Source organism: Streptomyces sp. NPDC054813, assembly GCF_053611365.1.
The window spans coordinates 64327-77943 of sequence record NZ_JBSHAF010000024.1 but is presented as its reverse complement, the minus strand read 5'-3'; the positions used below and the strand labels follow the sequence as shown (position 1 = coordinate 77943).

The 13617-nt window shown below is 71.7% G+C and carries 12 protein-coding genes; 7 read left to right on the top strand and 5 right to left on the bottom strand.

All coding sequences use genetic code 11. From position 1 onward, the window contains the following. Positions 1–146: 146 nt before the first annotated feature. Positions 147–653, bottom strand: coding sequence for a MarR family winged helix-turn-helix transcriptional regulator (locus tag ACWGJB_RS37245; protein ID WP_453384471.1), 507 nt, complete (start codon positions 651–653; stop codon positions 147–149). Between the two features lie 161 nt (positions 654–814). Further along, entirely contained in the window at positions 815–3199 is a 2385-nt protein-coding gene (locus ACWGJB_RS37240; protein ID WP_453384470.1) for an ATP-binding cassette domain-containing protein, read from the bottom strand. A gap of 170 nt (positions 3200–3369) precedes the next feature. Between ACWGJB_RS37240 and ACWGJB_RS37235 the strand changes: the two genes are divergently transcribed. Next, entirely contained in the window at positions 3370–3690 is a 321-nt protein-coding gene (locus tag ACWGJB_RS37235; RefSeq protein ID WP_453384469.1) for an IclR family transcriptional regulator domain-containing protein, read from the top strand. 297 nt (positions 3691–3987) lie between these two features. Further along, on the top strand, positions 3988–4980 hold the full coding sequence (locus ACWGJB_RS37230; protein WP_453384468.1) for a phospholipase D-like domain-containing protein: 993 nt from the start codon (positions 3988–3990) through the stop codon (positions 4978–4980). Between the two features lie 92 nt (positions 4981–5072). Here ACWGJB_RS37230 and ACWGJB_RS37225 read toward each other — a convergent pair whose 3' ends face one another. Further along, positions 5073–5279 carry a hypothetical protein gene (locus tag ACWGJB_RS37225; RefSeq protein ID WP_453384467.1) on the bottom strand — a complete coding sequence of 69 codons (207 nt, stop codon included), beginning with the start codon at positions 5277–5279 and terminating at the stop codon, positions 5073–5075. Between the two features lie 75 nt (positions 5280–5354). On the opposite strand from ACWGJB_RS37225, the gene ACWGJB_RS37220 reads away from it, so the two are divergent. From ACWGJB_RS37220 to ACWGJB_RS37210, 3 genes are all read left to right on the top strand, one after another. Further along, positions 5355–5513: a PaaX family transcriptional regulator C-terminal domain-containing protein gene (locus ACWGJB_RS37220; RefSeq protein WP_453384466.1), complete on the top strand. Its 159-nt coding sequence runs from the start codon at positions 5355–5357 to the stop codon at positions 5511–5513. Between the two features lie 192 nt (positions 5514–5705). Beyond that, positions 5706–7739, top strand: coding sequence for an NAD(+) synthase (locus tag ACWGJB_RS37215; RefSeq protein WP_453384556.1), 2034 nt, complete (start codon positions 5706–5708; stop codon positions 7737–7739). 410 nt (positions 7740–8149) lie between these two features. Further along, positions 8150–8737, top strand: coding sequence for a hypothetical protein (locus tag ACWGJB_RS37210; RefSeq protein ID WP_453384465.1), 588 nt, complete (start codon positions 8150–8152; stop codon positions 8735–8737). Positions 8738–8826: 89 nt separating this feature from the next. Here the strand turns inward: ACWGJB_RS37210 and ACWGJB_RS37205 are convergent, their stop codons facing one another. Next, a complete protein-coding gene (locus ACWGJB_RS37205) occupies positions 8827–9516 on the bottom strand; it encodes a DUF6215 domain-containing protein (RefSeq protein WP_453384464.1) in 690 nt (229 codons plus the stop codon). Positions 9517–9682: 166 nt separating this feature from the next. On the opposite strand from ACWGJB_RS37205, the gene ACWGJB_RS37200 reads away from it, so the two are divergent. Further along, the gene (locus ACWGJB_RS37200; RefSeq protein ID WP_453384463.1) at positions 9683–10396 is read left to right on the top strand and encodes an alpha/beta fold hydrolase; all 714 of its coding nucleotides are present in this window, start codon (positions 9683–9685) and stop codon (positions 10394–10396) included. 56 nt (positions 10397–10452) lie between these two features. Continuing rightward, positions 10453–12366, top strand: a complete 1914-nt coding sequence (locus ACWGJB_RS37195; RefSeq protein WP_453384462.1) for a glycoside hydrolase family 5 protein — start codon at positions 10453–10455, stop codon at positions 12364–12366. A 167-nt stretch (positions 12367–12533) separates the two neighbouring features. Here ACWGJB_RS37195 and ACWGJB_RS37190 read toward each other — a convergent pair whose 3' ends face one another. Continuing rightward, positions 12534–13391: an AfsR/SARP family transcriptional regulator gene (locus ACWGJB_RS37190; RefSeq protein WP_453384461.1), complete on the bottom strand. Its 858-nt coding sequence runs from the start codon at positions 13389–13391 to the stop codon at positions 12534–12536. Positions 13392–13617: the final 226 nt, after the last annotated feature.

The following is a 13617-nucleotide window of genomic DNA, read 5'->3' as shown; positions in this document are numbered from 1 at the left end:
TCACCAGCGCCCCTGCGTCGCGCGCCCGCGCCCCCAGCCCAACTCGCAGGGCCGTGGGCCCCCGCCCGCCGGCCGCCGGCCGCCCGCCCCCCGCGCCGCGCCCCCGGGGGCTCCCGCATGCGGGGCCTCGGCGCAAGCGCCGTCTCCTAGCGTCGGCGCCAGGGCAGCGCCTCCTGCTCGTCGCTGTCGGCGTCCATGCGCTGGAGCGCGGTGTTGATCGCCTCGCCGATCGCGGCGAACTGGGTCACCTGCTCGGGGGTCAGGGCGTCGAAGACGGCTCGGCGCACCGCCTCCACGTGGCCGGGGGCCGCGCGCTCCAGGAGGCGCATGCCCTCCTCGGTGAGGACGGCGAACTGGTTGCGGCGGTTGCCGGGGTCCTCTCGGCGGTCGACATAGCCGGACTCCTGGAGGCGGGTCACGGCGTGGGTGAGCCGGCTCCGGGTGATCTTCAGGCGTTCGGCCAGCTCGGACATGGTCAGGCTGTGATCGTTGACCGAGGACAGGTGGACGAGCAGGGTGTAGTCGGCGTGGGTCATGCCCGCGTCGCGCCGCAGCTGGCGGTTGAGGTGGTCGGACAGGTGGGTGGAGAACTGGACGTAGGCGAGCCACGCCCGTCGTTCCTCGGGGTCAAGCCAGCGTGGCGTCGTGGTCATGCGCGCACTGTAACCATTTACGTTTGAATGTTCAAACTACCGCGCCTCCGCCCGGACTCGTGTTTCCGGTGTCGTGGTCGGGCTCTCGTAGATGTCACGGAGCGGGGCGCGGGAAACCCGTCGGCGGACGAGTTCCCGCGCCTGGCGGCGGGCCGCGGGTGTCAGGCGCCGACGTACTCCGCGAGGTGCTCGGCGGTGAGGGTCTTGTGGGCGGCGACGAGGTCGGCCGGGGTGCCCTCGAAGACGATCCGGCCGCCGTCGTGGCCGGCGCCGGGGCCGAGGTCGATGATCCAGTCGGCGTGGGCCATGACCGCCTGGTGGTGCTCCACGACGATGACGGACTTGCCGGCGTCGACCAGCCGGTCGAGCAGGCCGAGGAGTTGCTCGACGTCGGCGAGGTGCAGGCCCGCGGTCGGCTCGTCGAGGACGTAGACGCCACCCTTGTCGGCCATGTGCGTGGCCAGCTTGAGGCGCTGGCGCTCGCCGCCGGACAGGGTGGTGAGCGGCTGGCCGATGGTGAGGTAGCCGAGGCCGACGTCCTGGAGCCGCTGGGCGATCCGCTGGGCGGCCGGGACGTTCGCCTCGTCCGCCGCGAAGAACACCACGGCCTCGTTCACCGACAGGGCCAGCACCTCGCTGATGTCGCGGCCGTGGAGTGCGTAGTCGAGCACCGACCTCTCGAACCGCTTCCCCTCGCAGTCCTCACAGGTGGTGGCCACGCCGGCCATCATCGCCAGGTCGGTGTAGATGACGCCGGCGCCGTTGCAGGTCGGGCAGGCGCCCTCGGAGTTGGGGCTGAACAGGGCCGGCTTGACGCCGTTCTCCTTGGCGAAGGCCTTGCGGATCGGTTCGAGAAGCCCGGTGTACGTCGCCGGGTTGCTGCGCCGGGAACCACGGATGGCGCCCTGATCGACGGAGATCACCCCGGCGCCGGCCGGGATCGAGCCGTGCACGAGGGAGCTCTTGCCGGACCCGGCGACGCCGGTGACGACGGTCAGGACCCCGAGCGGGACGTCGACGTCGACGCCCTGGAGGTTGTGGGTGCTCGCGCCGCGGATCTCCAGCGCGCCGGTGGGCTTGCGGACCTTCTCCTTCAGGGTGGCCCGGTCGTCGATGTGGCGGCCGGTGATGGTGCCGGCCTTGCGGAGGCCTTCGACGGTGCCCTCGAAGCAGACGGTGCCGCCGCCCGCTCCGGCGCCGGGGCCGAGGTCGACGACATGGTCGGCGATCGCGATGACCTCGGGCTTGTGCTCGACGACGAGGACGGTGTTGCCCTTGTCGCGCAGTTGCAGCAGCAGGCCGTTCATACGCCGGATGTCGTGCGGGTGCAGGCCGGTGGTGGGCTCGTCGAAGACGTAGGTGGCGTCGGTGAGCGAGGAGCCGAGGTGGCGGATCATCTTGGTGCGCTGCGCCTCGCCGCCGGACAGGGTGCCCGTCGGCCGGTCCAGCGAGAGATAGCCGAGGCCGATCTCCACGAAGGACTCCAGGGTGTCGCGGAGCGTCGTGAGGAGCGGTGCCACCGACGGCTCGTCGAGGCCCTTGACCCATGCGGCCAGGTCGCTGATCTGCATCGCGCAGGCGTCGGCGATGCTGATCCCGGCGATCTTCGAGGAGCGGGCGCCCTCGCTCAGGCGGGTGCCGTCGCAGTCGGGGCAGGTGGCGAAGGTGACCGCCTGCTCCACGAACTCGCGGATGTGCGGCTGCATCGACTCCTTGTCCTTGGAGAGCATCGACTTCTGGATGCGCGGGATCAGACCTTCGTAGGTCATGTTGATGCCCGCGATCTTCATCCGGGTCGGCTCGCGGTACAGGAAGTCGTGCAGTTCCTTCTTGGTGAACTTCCTGACCGGCTTGTCCGGGTCGAAGAAGCCGGACTCGGTGTAGAGGCGGGAGTTCCAGCCGCCGCCCTTGTAGCCGGGGACGGTGATCGCGCCCTCGTTGAGGGACTTGGTGTCGTCGTAGAGCTGGCCGAGGTCGAGGTCGGTGACGGCGCCGCGGCCCTCGCAGCGCGGGCACATGCCGCCGGTGATGCTGAAGCTGCGGCGCTCCTTGACCTGCTGTCCGGCGCGTTCGACGGTGACGGCGCCCGCTCCGCTGATGGAGGCGATGTTGAAGGAGAACGCCTTGGCCGAGCCGATGTGCGGCTTGCCGAGCCGGCTGAAGAGGATCCGCAGCAGTGCGTTGGCGTCGGTGGCGGTGCCGACGGTGGAGCGGGGGTCGCCGCCCATCCGCTGCTGGTCGACGATGATCGCGGTGGTCAGTCCGTCGAGGACGTCGACCTCGGGGCGGGCAAGGTTGGGCATGAAGCCCTGGACGAAGGCGGGATAGGTCTCGTTGATCAGCCGCTGCGACTCGGCGGCGATGGTGTCGAACACCAGCGAGCTCTTGCCCGAGCCGGAGACTCCGGTGAAGACCGTCAGTCGGCGCTTCGGGATCTCGATGCTGACGTCCTTGAGGTTGTTCTCTCTCGCGCCGTGCACACGGATCAGGTCGTGGCTGTCCGCCACGTGCGGCGTGGACGCCTGCGTCTCGGTCTTTCCGGCCATGCTCAAACCCGTCTCCATCCGCTGCGCGGGGCCTCCGTCGACGGCCGCCACGCTAGCCGGGGTGGAACACTAGCGCTTCTCCATTACTGACCGGTCCCACCGCACGCCCGGCCGCGGGCGGCGGGGGCCGGGTGCCGGCGCGGGCTCCACCTCCCGGGTCCCGCTCCCGGGTGGGCCTGGCGATCCCGCCGTACCGCACGGGCATCGGCAAGGCCCTGTCGACGGCCCTCCCCGAGGACGAGGTCGGGGGGATCCTGGCGCGGGCGGGCGCGCCGGCCGTGACCCCGCGGACCATCGACGACCCGGAGAAACCGCTGCGCCACCTGAAGGAGGTGGCGCGCCGCGGCTGTGCGATCGGCAACGCGGAGAACGTGCCGGCCACACGGTGCGTCGGGGCGACCGTGTACGACTACCGGGACACCCCGACCGGCGACATCAGCAGTTCGTCGACGGCGATGGCGATGGCGATGGCCTCCGGGCCGGACGAGTAGCGGGTCCGGGTGCTCGCGCCGCTCGTCGGCGCCACCCGCGAGATCTCCGGGCCCTCGCCCACCGCTGCCCCTGCCACCGGCCGCCTGTCCCGCCGGGCCCGGCTGCGAAGATTTTGCGTTCTCGCGGGACGCCCATGAACCGGCCCCGAGCTGCACGGAGTCCGCATTGTCCGCCCCTACGGCCCACAGGTAACGGCGAGTTCACCGGGCTCCCCTTCCTCGGCGGTCTACGCGCGTGGTGTCATGCGCACGCTCACCCACCCCCCACGTGAGCGTCAACTCGACTAGGAGTCACGCATGCTGTCGAAGCTTCTCGGTCGCGCGGGTGTCGCCCTGGCGGCCAGCGCGGCCGTGGTCGCCGCCGCGGTCCCCGCGAACGCCGCGAGCTACACCGCGTTCGCCTTCTCGCTCAGCAGCAGCGAGCCCACGATCTACGACTTCATCAACTCGGCCACCAGCTCGCTCGACATGACGATGTACGAGCTGGAGGACACCACGGCCGTCGACGACCTCATAGCCCTGAAGAACAAGGGCGTCACCGTGCGGGTGGTCCTGGACCGGGCGCACCAGAGCGCCAACAGCTCCGCGTACAGCGCCCTGACCAAGGCGGGCGTGGGGGTGGTGTGGTCGCCGTCCAGTTTCGTCTACACGCACCAGAAGACCATCACGGTGAACGCCACCAAGTCGCTGGTCCTGACCGGCAACCTGACCTCGCAGTACTACTCGACCGGCCGGGACTACGGGGTGTTCACCGACGACACCCGCGATGTCGCCGCGATCGAGAAGGTGTTCGCCGCCGACTACGCCGGCACCTCGGTCACCCCCACCGACGGCGACCACCTGCTCTGGTCCCCCACCGACTCCCGGAGCCGGCTGCTGTCCGTGATCAACGCGGCCACCAAGACGCTCGACGTCGAGGAACTGGAGTTCAGCGACAGCACGGTGGTCAACGCGATCGTGGCCCGGGCCGAGGCGGGCGTGAAGGTGCGGATCGTTCTGGAGACCCCGGGCGACTACTCCAGCGAGGTCTCCGAGATCGAGGACGCCGGCGGCACGGTCGTCGGCTACTCCGACCCCAACGGCTTCTACATCCACGCCAAGGCCATGGTCGCCGACTACGGCCTGTCCACCCAGGAAGTGGAGGCCGGCTCCATGAACATCAGCAGCAACTCCCTGTCCAACAACCGGGAGCTGGGCATCATCCTGACCGGCACGGGGGTGGCCCAGTCGGTGGCCACGACCGTCGAGACCACGTTCAACAGCGACTACACGGGCGGCACGGCCGCATAGCGGAGCGGGCCTCCGGCCTCACCCCGGCGACGCCTGCGCGCGGGCCGGGGTGGGGCTCGGCCACGCGGGCAGGCCGCAGGGGCGTCCTGGCGTCAGCGGGGCTCGGCGAGGGTCCCGCGGACGACGAGGCGCGGGGTGAGGACGACCTCGTGCGGCTCGATGCGGTCCTCGTCCAGTCGTTCGACGCGTTCGACGGGGGGCGGCCACCGCGCGCCGGGTCCGTGCCTCGGCGGCCGCCCTCTGGCGGAAGGCGCGGGCCGAGGACAGTCACCGTCCGGCGCGGTGGCGAGTCTCGGCATGCCGGACAGCCGGCGTGGCGCGCCGGACCCGACGGCGACCCGGTCGTCACCCGGCTGCGCCTGGTCAGCGAGTGAGTGGGCATCATCCGCACCGATCCCCGGCTACCCGTCCGGCATCTGCCGCCCGACTGGCCGGCCCGCCGGGCGGAGACCACGTTCCACCGGGTCGCCGCCGAGACCGAGGCTCCGGCCCGCCGGATGGCCGCCGATCTTCGGGACACCACGTCCCTGTGACCCCGGTGCCCCGTCCCGCCCGGTCGACTGCCCCGCGGCTCGCCCGGAATCCCCTGGTCAGCACGGATCACCGCCGATCTATGCTTCTTGGAGCAGGAGGCTCGCCGGACCGCCGAAGGAGAGGGTGCCCGGGTACGGCGACGCCGTCCGTCCGGCATCCGCACCGTGTCCGTCTCTCCCGAGGAAGCCCCGTTGAACTTCTGGTCGATCTATGAGCATGGCTTCGCGCGGGTCGCCGCGTGCACCGGCCACACCGTCATCGCCGACCCGCGCGCCAACGCCGAAGCGGTCCTGCGCCAGGCCCACAGCTGCGCCGAGGACGGGGTCGCCGTGGCCGTCTTCCCCGAGCTCGGCCTGACCGGTTACTCGATCGAGGACCTGCTCCTCCAGGACGTGGTGCTCGACCAGGTCGAGGAGGCCCTCGCGACGGTGGCGGCCGGTTCGGCCGGGCTGCTCCCGGTCCTCGTCGTCGGCGCCCCGCTGCGCCACCGCAACCGGATCTACAACTGCGCGGTGTTCGTGCACCGCGGCCGGATCCTCGGTGTGGCGCCCAAGTCCTACCCGCCGAACTACCGGGAGTTCTACGAGCGCCGGCAGATCGCCTCGGGCGACGACGAGCGGGGCGGCACCATCCGGATCGGCGGCGAGTCCGTGCCGTTCGGGGTGGACCTGTTGTTCGACGCGGAGGACGTCCCCGGTCTGGTGCTGCACGCCGAGATCTGCGAGGACATGTGGGTGCCCGTGCCGCCGAGCGCGGAGGCCGCGCTGGCCGGCGCGACCGTGCTGGTGAACCTCTCGGGCAGCCCGATCACGGTCGGCCGTGCGGAGGACCGCAAGCTGCTGTGCCGCTCGGCGTCGCAGCGCTGCCTGGCCGCGTACGTCTACGCGGCGGCCGGACTGGGTGAGTCCTCGACGGACCTGTCCTGGGACGGCCAGACCATGATCTACGAGAACGGCGCACTGCTCGCCGAGACGGACCGGTTCCCGCTGGACGACCAGTACGCGGTGGCCGACGTGGACCTGGACCTGTTGCGCCAGGAGCGGGCCCGGATGGGCTCGTTCGACGACAACCGCCGTACGCACGCGACACGCACCGGCGGCTTCCGGACCGTCCCCTTCCGGCTCGACCCGCCGACCGCCGACCTGGACCTGCGCCGCCGGGTCGAACGTTTCCCCTTCGTCCCCGCCGACCCCGAGCGGCTCGCCCTGGACTGCTACGAGGCGTACAACATCCAGGTCGCGGCGCTCCAGCAGCGGCTGGCGGCGATCGGCGGCCCGAAGGTGGTCATCGGGGTGTCCGGCGGCCTCGACTCCACCCACGCGCTGATCGTCGCCGCCCGGGCGATGGACCGTGCGGGCCGCCCGCGCAGCGACATCCTGGGCTTCACCCTGCCGGGCTTCGCCACCGGCGACCACACCAAGGGCAACGCCCACAAGCTGATGAGCTCGCTCGGCGTGACCGCGGCCGAACTGGACATCACGCCGACCGCGCGCCTCATGCTCAAGGAGATGGGCCACCCGTTCGCGGCCGACGAGCCGGTGTACGACATCACCTTCGAGAACGTCCAGGCCGGGCTGCGCACCGACTACCTCTTCCGGCTCGCCAACCAGCGCGGCGGCATCGTGCTGGGCACCGGTGACCTCTCCGAGCTGGCGCTCGGCTGGTGCACCTACGGCGTCGGCGACCAGATGAGCCACTACAACGTCAACTCCGGTGTGCCGAAGACGCTGATCCAGCATCTGATCCGCTGGGTGATCAGCAGCGAGCAGTTCGACCCGGAGACGGGTGAGACCCTTGCCGCGATCCTCGACACGGAGATCAGCCCCGAACTGGTGCCGGGCGAGGAGCTGCAGTCCACCGAGTCCAAGATCGGCCCGTACGCGCTGCACGACTTCACCCTGTACCAGGTGCTGCGGCACGGGTTCCGGCCGTCGAAGATCGCCTTCCTGGCCTGGCACGCCTGGCACGACCGGGAAGCGGGCGCCTGGCCGCCCGGCTTCCCCGAGTCCGACCGCAAGGCGTACGACCTGGCCGAGATCCGGCACTGGCTCGACTACTTCTGCCGGCGCTTCTTCGCCTTCGCCCAGTTCAAGCGCTCGGCCATGCCGAACGGCCCGAAGGTCTCGGCGGGCGGCTCCCTGTCTCCGCGCGGCGACTGGCGCGCCCCGTCGGACAGTTCGGCCAAGGCCTGGCTGCACGACCTGGCACGCGTCCCGGAGGCATAGCCTTCCTGCCCGCGATTTGATGTCCGCCCTGTGGCCACGCTAAGGTCGATCTTGCGCGCGGCACTCCAAATCCGGGTAACGCGCAGTGCGTTGGTGGTCCAAGGAAAGACGCCCCACTTCCTGTGGGGAGATGCAGGTGCAAGGCCTGCCCGGCGCTCCGTCCGAAGAGCCCCGCCCTCGATTCGTCGGGGGCGGGGCTCTTCGCATGTACGGCTTTCGGCGGCGGCCGTACGCACTCTGACGGGCGAACCTCCCGCCGACACCCGGAAGGAGCCCTGGGGCAGGGCAAAGCACCTGGTCAGAGAGGACTCGTCGGGACGGCGGGCAGGTCGTGGGCCGGAGCACCGGTTGCGGCGCCCCGCACGGCTTTCCAGGGTGGGCGCAAGGACAGCAGTGTCGAAAGGAACCCCATGCGCGCCCTAGTCTCCCGCGGCCTCCTCGTCTCCCCCCTGGTCTGTGCCGCCCTGGTCTTCGGCCCGGCCGCCGCCACCGCTGCCGCCGCCGACGCCGGCCGTGCAGCCTCGGGAACCGGTGTCGCACACACGGTTCCATGGCCCGGTACCGATGTCGCCACGCTGCTGGACCGCATCGAAGCGATGGACACGACGCGGTACGACCGCGCCCTGGCCCCGCTCCTGGACACGCTGCCGAACCTCGCCACGGCGGACGGCACCGGCCTGGACCCGGCCCGGGCCGCCGCCTACGCGAAGGAAGTACGGGAATGGAGCGCCGCCCTCCAGGAGCGGCTGCGGCGGCTGGACGCCGCCGGCACCGACCGCTCGGCCCGGGCGGCCGACCCCGTCTCGGACCTGCTGAACGCTGTCCAGGCCGCCGTCAGCAGCCTGCTCGCCTCGCTGACCTCGCTCGATCTCGGCGGAGTGGTGAGCGCCGTCACCGGGCTGCTCGGACCCATCCTCGCCGCGGTCACCGGCCTGCTCGGCGCCGTGCCCGCGCTGCCGTCGCTGCCCGCCCCCGCGTCGACGACCGTCGCACCGTGAACACCTGACCCGGACTGACCGCGATCCGCCGCGGCGCCCGTGTTCCAGGGCGCCGCGGCGGCGAGTCCGTTCGGCGCCGGGCGGGCGGGTCAGTTCCCGTTCCAGCCCGGGACCGTCTGCAACACCTGCTCCGCGACCCGTTCGAGAGCCGTGTCGTCGGGCAGCACGTCGTCCTGCCGCCAGATCGCGACCTCGAACGTGCCCTTGCCGTCGTCCTTCGCGTGCTTCGAGACCAGGAGGCAGCGCGCCGTGCCGCCGGGCCCGGTGGTCGCCTTCCCGCCGCCGAGGTTGAAGCCGATGGAGATGGTCGGGCTGGAGTAGAGGACGGCCGGGTGCCCCGAAACGGTCGTCTTGCGTGCACCACCCATCAGGTCGCCCACCTCGGCGACGGACAGATCGTCGTAGGACGCCGACAGCTTCACGGAGTACGTCTTCAGGGTCACCGTGGCGTCGGGCGAGGGGATCTTGGTGCCCCCGGCGAGCGTGATCCAGTCACCGCTGCCGCCGGCGGTCTCGGCCTGTTCCTGCGGTGTCCCCAACAGGGCCGGAAGGTCCGGGCGGTTGAGCGCCTTGCACAGCCGTGCGCCCGAGACATAGCGGGCCGGCAGCCGGTCGGTCGACTTCGAGCAGGCCGCCGGTGCGCTGCTCGCGTCCTGCGGGTGGACGAACGCCTTCTGAGCCCACAGCACGCCGACCACACCCAGGAACACGGCCACCGCCGCGATCGCCTGGACCGCCGGTCTGCCTTCCTTTTCGGGCTCACTGAAACCTTCGGTCATGTCCCCCACCCCCACTGTGCGTCCCCTGTGCGCCCTGGAGCCTAACCGAGCTTCACGGTACTGATGTTCACGGGGATGCCACGGGCCGCTCAGCCCTTCTCGGTGGCTGCGGCTTCCCCCGGCGGTGTTTGATGGCGGCAGCACGCACCGGGCCGGAGAAGCAGAGGTGGACGCGGTGGCCGACGAGCGGGTCGTCGAGGCGGGTGGGAGCGCACTGGTGGTGCGTCGCGCACCGCGGGACCGGCCGCGCGCGGCGGTGCTCGTCCTGCACGGCGGCCAGGAGAAGGGGATCCGGCCGGCGCGCCCGTGGCAGCCGGCGGCTCTGCGCATGCGCCCCTTCGTGAGCGCCGCCTCGTCGGTCTCCTCGCCCCGCGACGTGCTGGTCGGCCAGGTGCGTTACCGGTACCGCGGCTGGAACGACGCCGCCGATCCGCTCCAGGACACCCTGCGCGCCCTCGACGAGCTGCGCGGCCGGGCCGGGGACGTGTCCGTGGTGCTGGTCGGCCACTCGATGGGCGGCCGGGCCGCACTGCGGGCGGCGGCCGACCCCGCGGTGCGCGGTGTGCTCGCGCTGGCACCCTGGTGCCCGCCCGGCGACCCCGTGGGCGGCCTCACCGGAACGCGCATCGTCGTCCTGCACGGCGACCGTGACCGGGTCACCGAGCCCGCCGAGTCGGCCGCGTATGTGCGGCAGGCCCGCGAGGCCGGTGGGCAGGCCGGAATGGTGCTGCTCAGGGGCGGGGATCACGCGATGCTCCGCCGCAGCCACGACTGGCACCGGGCCTCGGCCGCCGCCATCCGCCGGCTGCTGCGTCCCGAACGTGATCTGGAAGGCTGGACGGCCGAGGCCTGCGGGGCCGAGGAGCCGCTTCTCCGTTGACGCGCGCCCTGATAAATTGCGGCGCCCCCACGCGGCATCCACTCCGAGGACGGCTGATGTCGATCACGAAGTTCGTCAAGCTTGTCACGTACCTGACAGCAACGCTCATGGTTCTCGCCCTGTCCGGCACCACCCCCGCGACCGCCGCACCGCGGTCGGCCACCACGGCACCGGCCGCATCCGCCACCGGCACCTGGCAGCCACCCTTGTCCACCCGGGGCCGCTACATCGTCGACGCCGCCGGGAACCGCTTCCGCCTGAAGGCCGCCAACTGGGACGGCGCCCAGGGGTCCTGGACCGGAAGCGGCAGCATCGCCGACCCTGCCGACCACCACGCCGGCCAGGACTCCTACGGCATCCCCCTGGGCCTGGACCGCGCCTCCCTCCCCCAGCTCCTGTCGGACTTCCAGACGCTCGGCATCAACAGCATCCGGCTGCCGTTCTCGAACGAGATGATCCACACGACGACCCCGGTACCGGACGCGGCGGTCACCGCCAATCCGCAGCTGCGCGGAAAGACTCCCCTGGAGGTCTACGACGCAGTCGTGGCCGCCCTGACCGGCGCGGGCTTCGCCGTCTTCCTCAACAACCACACCAACACCTCCCGTTGGTGCTGCGGCATCGACGGCAACGAGCGGTGGAACAGCAGCCAGTCGACCCAGCAGTGGGCCGACGACTGGGTCTTCATGGCCCGGCGCTACGCGGCCAACTCCCGTGTCGTGGGCGCCGACCTCTACAACGAGGTACGCCGTGACGTCCTCAACGACCCCAACTGGGGCCTGGGCGACGACCACGACTGGTACGCGGCCGCCCAGCTCGCCGCCGACCGCATCCTCACCGAGGCCGACCCGAACCTGCTCATCGTCATCGAGGGCATCAACTGGACCGGGCTGCCGGTGGACGGCTTGCCGCACGACCGCCCCACCCTCACCCCCGTCCGCACCCTCTCCCACACCCTGGTGGACGCCCACAAGCTGGTGTACTCCGCCCACTTCTACGGCTACACCGGCCCCCGGCACAGCGGCGCCACCGGTATCGGCGAGACCAGCGACCCCCGCTACCAGGACCTGACCCGCGACGAGCTGTACCAGGTCCTCGCCGACCAGGCCTTCTTCGTCACCACCGAGGGCAAGCACTACACCGCGCCCGTGTGGATCAGCGAGTTCGGCATCGGTGCCGGCGAGACGGGTACGGCCGCCCGCACCTGGTTCGGCAACATCACCGACTACTTCGCCGACCACGACACCGACTTCGCCTACTGGCCGCTGGTCGGCTGGGAGGGCCACGACGACTGGGCGCTGCTGCGCTACGACACCGCCGGGCACCGGTACGGCATCCTCGACGGGGGCGACTGGCGGGCCACGGCCTGGGACCACCTCCTGAACTCCCCCAGCCGCACGGGATACATCGCGCCGGGTACCACCTGGCGGATGCTGGCCACGGACCACGGCGACGCGGTCCAGTCCCTGCGGGTACGGGCGGCCGGCGACTGGGACTCGGGCGCCTACAAGGCGGCCTGCCCCGACGGGCTCCGGCTGATCGGCCTCGCCCACTCCGGCGGACGCGGCCTGTGCACCGACGCGACGACGGGCGATCTGCGGGCCACGGGCAACGCCCAGACGGTCGTCACGGACGAGCGGTACGTCCCGGCGGGTGGCGACTGGGCCTCCGGGTACACCAAACTCCAGTGCCCGGCGGGCCAGTTCGTGATCGGCTACAGCCGTCGCGGGGAGCGGGTGTCGGCGGTGCTGTGCGCACCCGCGCGCGCCGCTTCGAGCGCGAGCGGCCGGACGGTGTGGTTCGACCGGTCCGACAACCGCCCCGCCGACGGGGCGGGCGACGACTTCGCGTACGGCGCCTACAAGGGCCAGTGCGCCGCCGGCGAGTACATCGCGGGCGTCGCCTTCACCACCCGCACGGGCAGCACGCAGGGTCCCGCCGCCGTGCTGTGCGCGCCACTGCCGTCCTGACCCCGCCCGTCGCCGGCCCGCCGCTCCCGTCACCACCTTGGACAGGGCCCCGAAACTCCCGTCGGGGTAGGCGGTCCGGCGGCCGGTCGGCACGTAGCCGTACTCGGTGGTGAGGGACACGGTGTCGCCGACGGGTTCGGTCTACTGGGTTCGCAGCCCCGGTCCGCTCAGGGCACGCGCGCCAGTCCGCCACCCGGGACCGGCACGGCCAGGTCGTCGTGGTGCGCCGGCGAGCCGGGGCTCTCGGCGGTGGCCGTGAGGATGGACTGCTGGAGGCGGCGCAGTCGCGCCGAGGGCTCCAGGCCGAGGTCTCTGACGAGGAGGGTGCGCAGCTGCTGGTAGACCTGGAGTGCCTCGCCGCGCCGCCCAGAGCGGTAGAGGGCGAGCATGAACTGGGCGTGCAGGTTCTCGTGGGAGCGGTAGCGGCTGGTCAGGACGGTGAGTTCGGCGAGCAGTTCGCGGTGCCGGCCGAGCCGTAGGTCGGCCTCGATCCGCTGGTCCAGGGCGCACAACCGGCTCTCCTCCAGCCGCCGCGCCTCCATGGCCAGGTGGGCTCCGGTGTGGACGTCCGCGAAGGGCGGGCCGGTCCACAGGTCCAGCGCCTGGCGCAGGGTGCGGGAGGCGCCCGCGAAGTTCTCGTCGTCCATGGCCCGGCATCCCAGTTCGCGGAGCCGCTCGAACTCGCGGATGTCACTGCCGCCGCCCCCGGAGGCCAGCAGGTAGCCGCCCGGCAGGGTGGTGAGGACGTCCTTCGCGGACGGCGCGTCCGCGTCTTCGGGACCGGCGCCCTGGCGCAGGGCCGTCGCGATGTGCTCCCTGAGCTGGAGCACATAGGTCTGCAGGGTGGTGCGGGCGCTGCGCGGTGGGGCACCCGCCCAGAGTTCCTCGACGAGGGTGGGAACGGGCACCACCTGGTCGGCTCGGAGTGCCAGCAGGGCCAGCACCTGGCGGGGCTTCGGCGCCGTCGGGGCGATGGAGACCCCGTTCTCCCGCACGTTCAGTGCACCCAGCAGCCCGATGTCCACACGCGTCTCCCTGATCCTCTCACCTGACACTCCGCCAGTAGAAAACAGCACAAGCGGTCTGTCAACAGACCGCCCGCCAGCCCGCTTACGGTGGACGGCCACAGGTGGCCGCACCACCCCCGAAAACGCCGAAGTGGCTGCTCCGCGCCGCCTTTTCGACGGCCCTCGGGGCGGGACGACACCGACCGGACGGTTCGGACCGGGCTGCGAGCCGTAGCGGATCCCA

Excerpts from the sequence above, each read along its gene's own strand:
- ACWGJB_RS37225 (WP_453384467.1), bottom strand. The coding sequence starts at position 5,279 with ATGCCGAGACTCGCCACCGCGCCGGACGGTGACTGTCCTCGGCCCGCG.
- ACWGJB_RS37245 (WP_453384471.1), bottom strand. The coding sequence starts at position 653 with ATGACCACGACGCCACGCTGGCTTGACCCCGAGGAACGACGGGCGTGG.
- ACWGJB_RS37205 (WP_453384464.1), bottom strand. The coding sequence starts at position 9,516 with ATGACCGAAGGTTTCAGTGAGCCCGAAAAGGAAGGCAGACCGGCGGTC.
- ACWGJB_RS37230 (WP_453384468.1), top strand. The coding sequence starts at position 3,988 with ATGCTGTCGAAGCTTCTCGGTCGCGCGGGTGTCGCCCTGGCGGCCAGC.
- ACWGJB_RS37195 (WP_453384462.1), top strand. The coding sequence starts at position 10,453 with ATGTCGATCACGAAGTTCGTCAAGCTTGTCACGTACCTGACAGCAACG.
- ACWGJB_RS37240 (WP_453384470.1), bottom strand. The coding sequence starts at position 3,199 with ATGGCCGGAAAGACCGAGACGCAGGCGTCCACGCCGCACGTGGCGGAC.
- ACWGJB_RS37210 (WP_453384465.1), top strand. The coding sequence starts at position 8,150 with ATGCGCGCCCTAGTCTCCCGCGGCCTCCTCGTCTCCCCCCTGGTCTGT.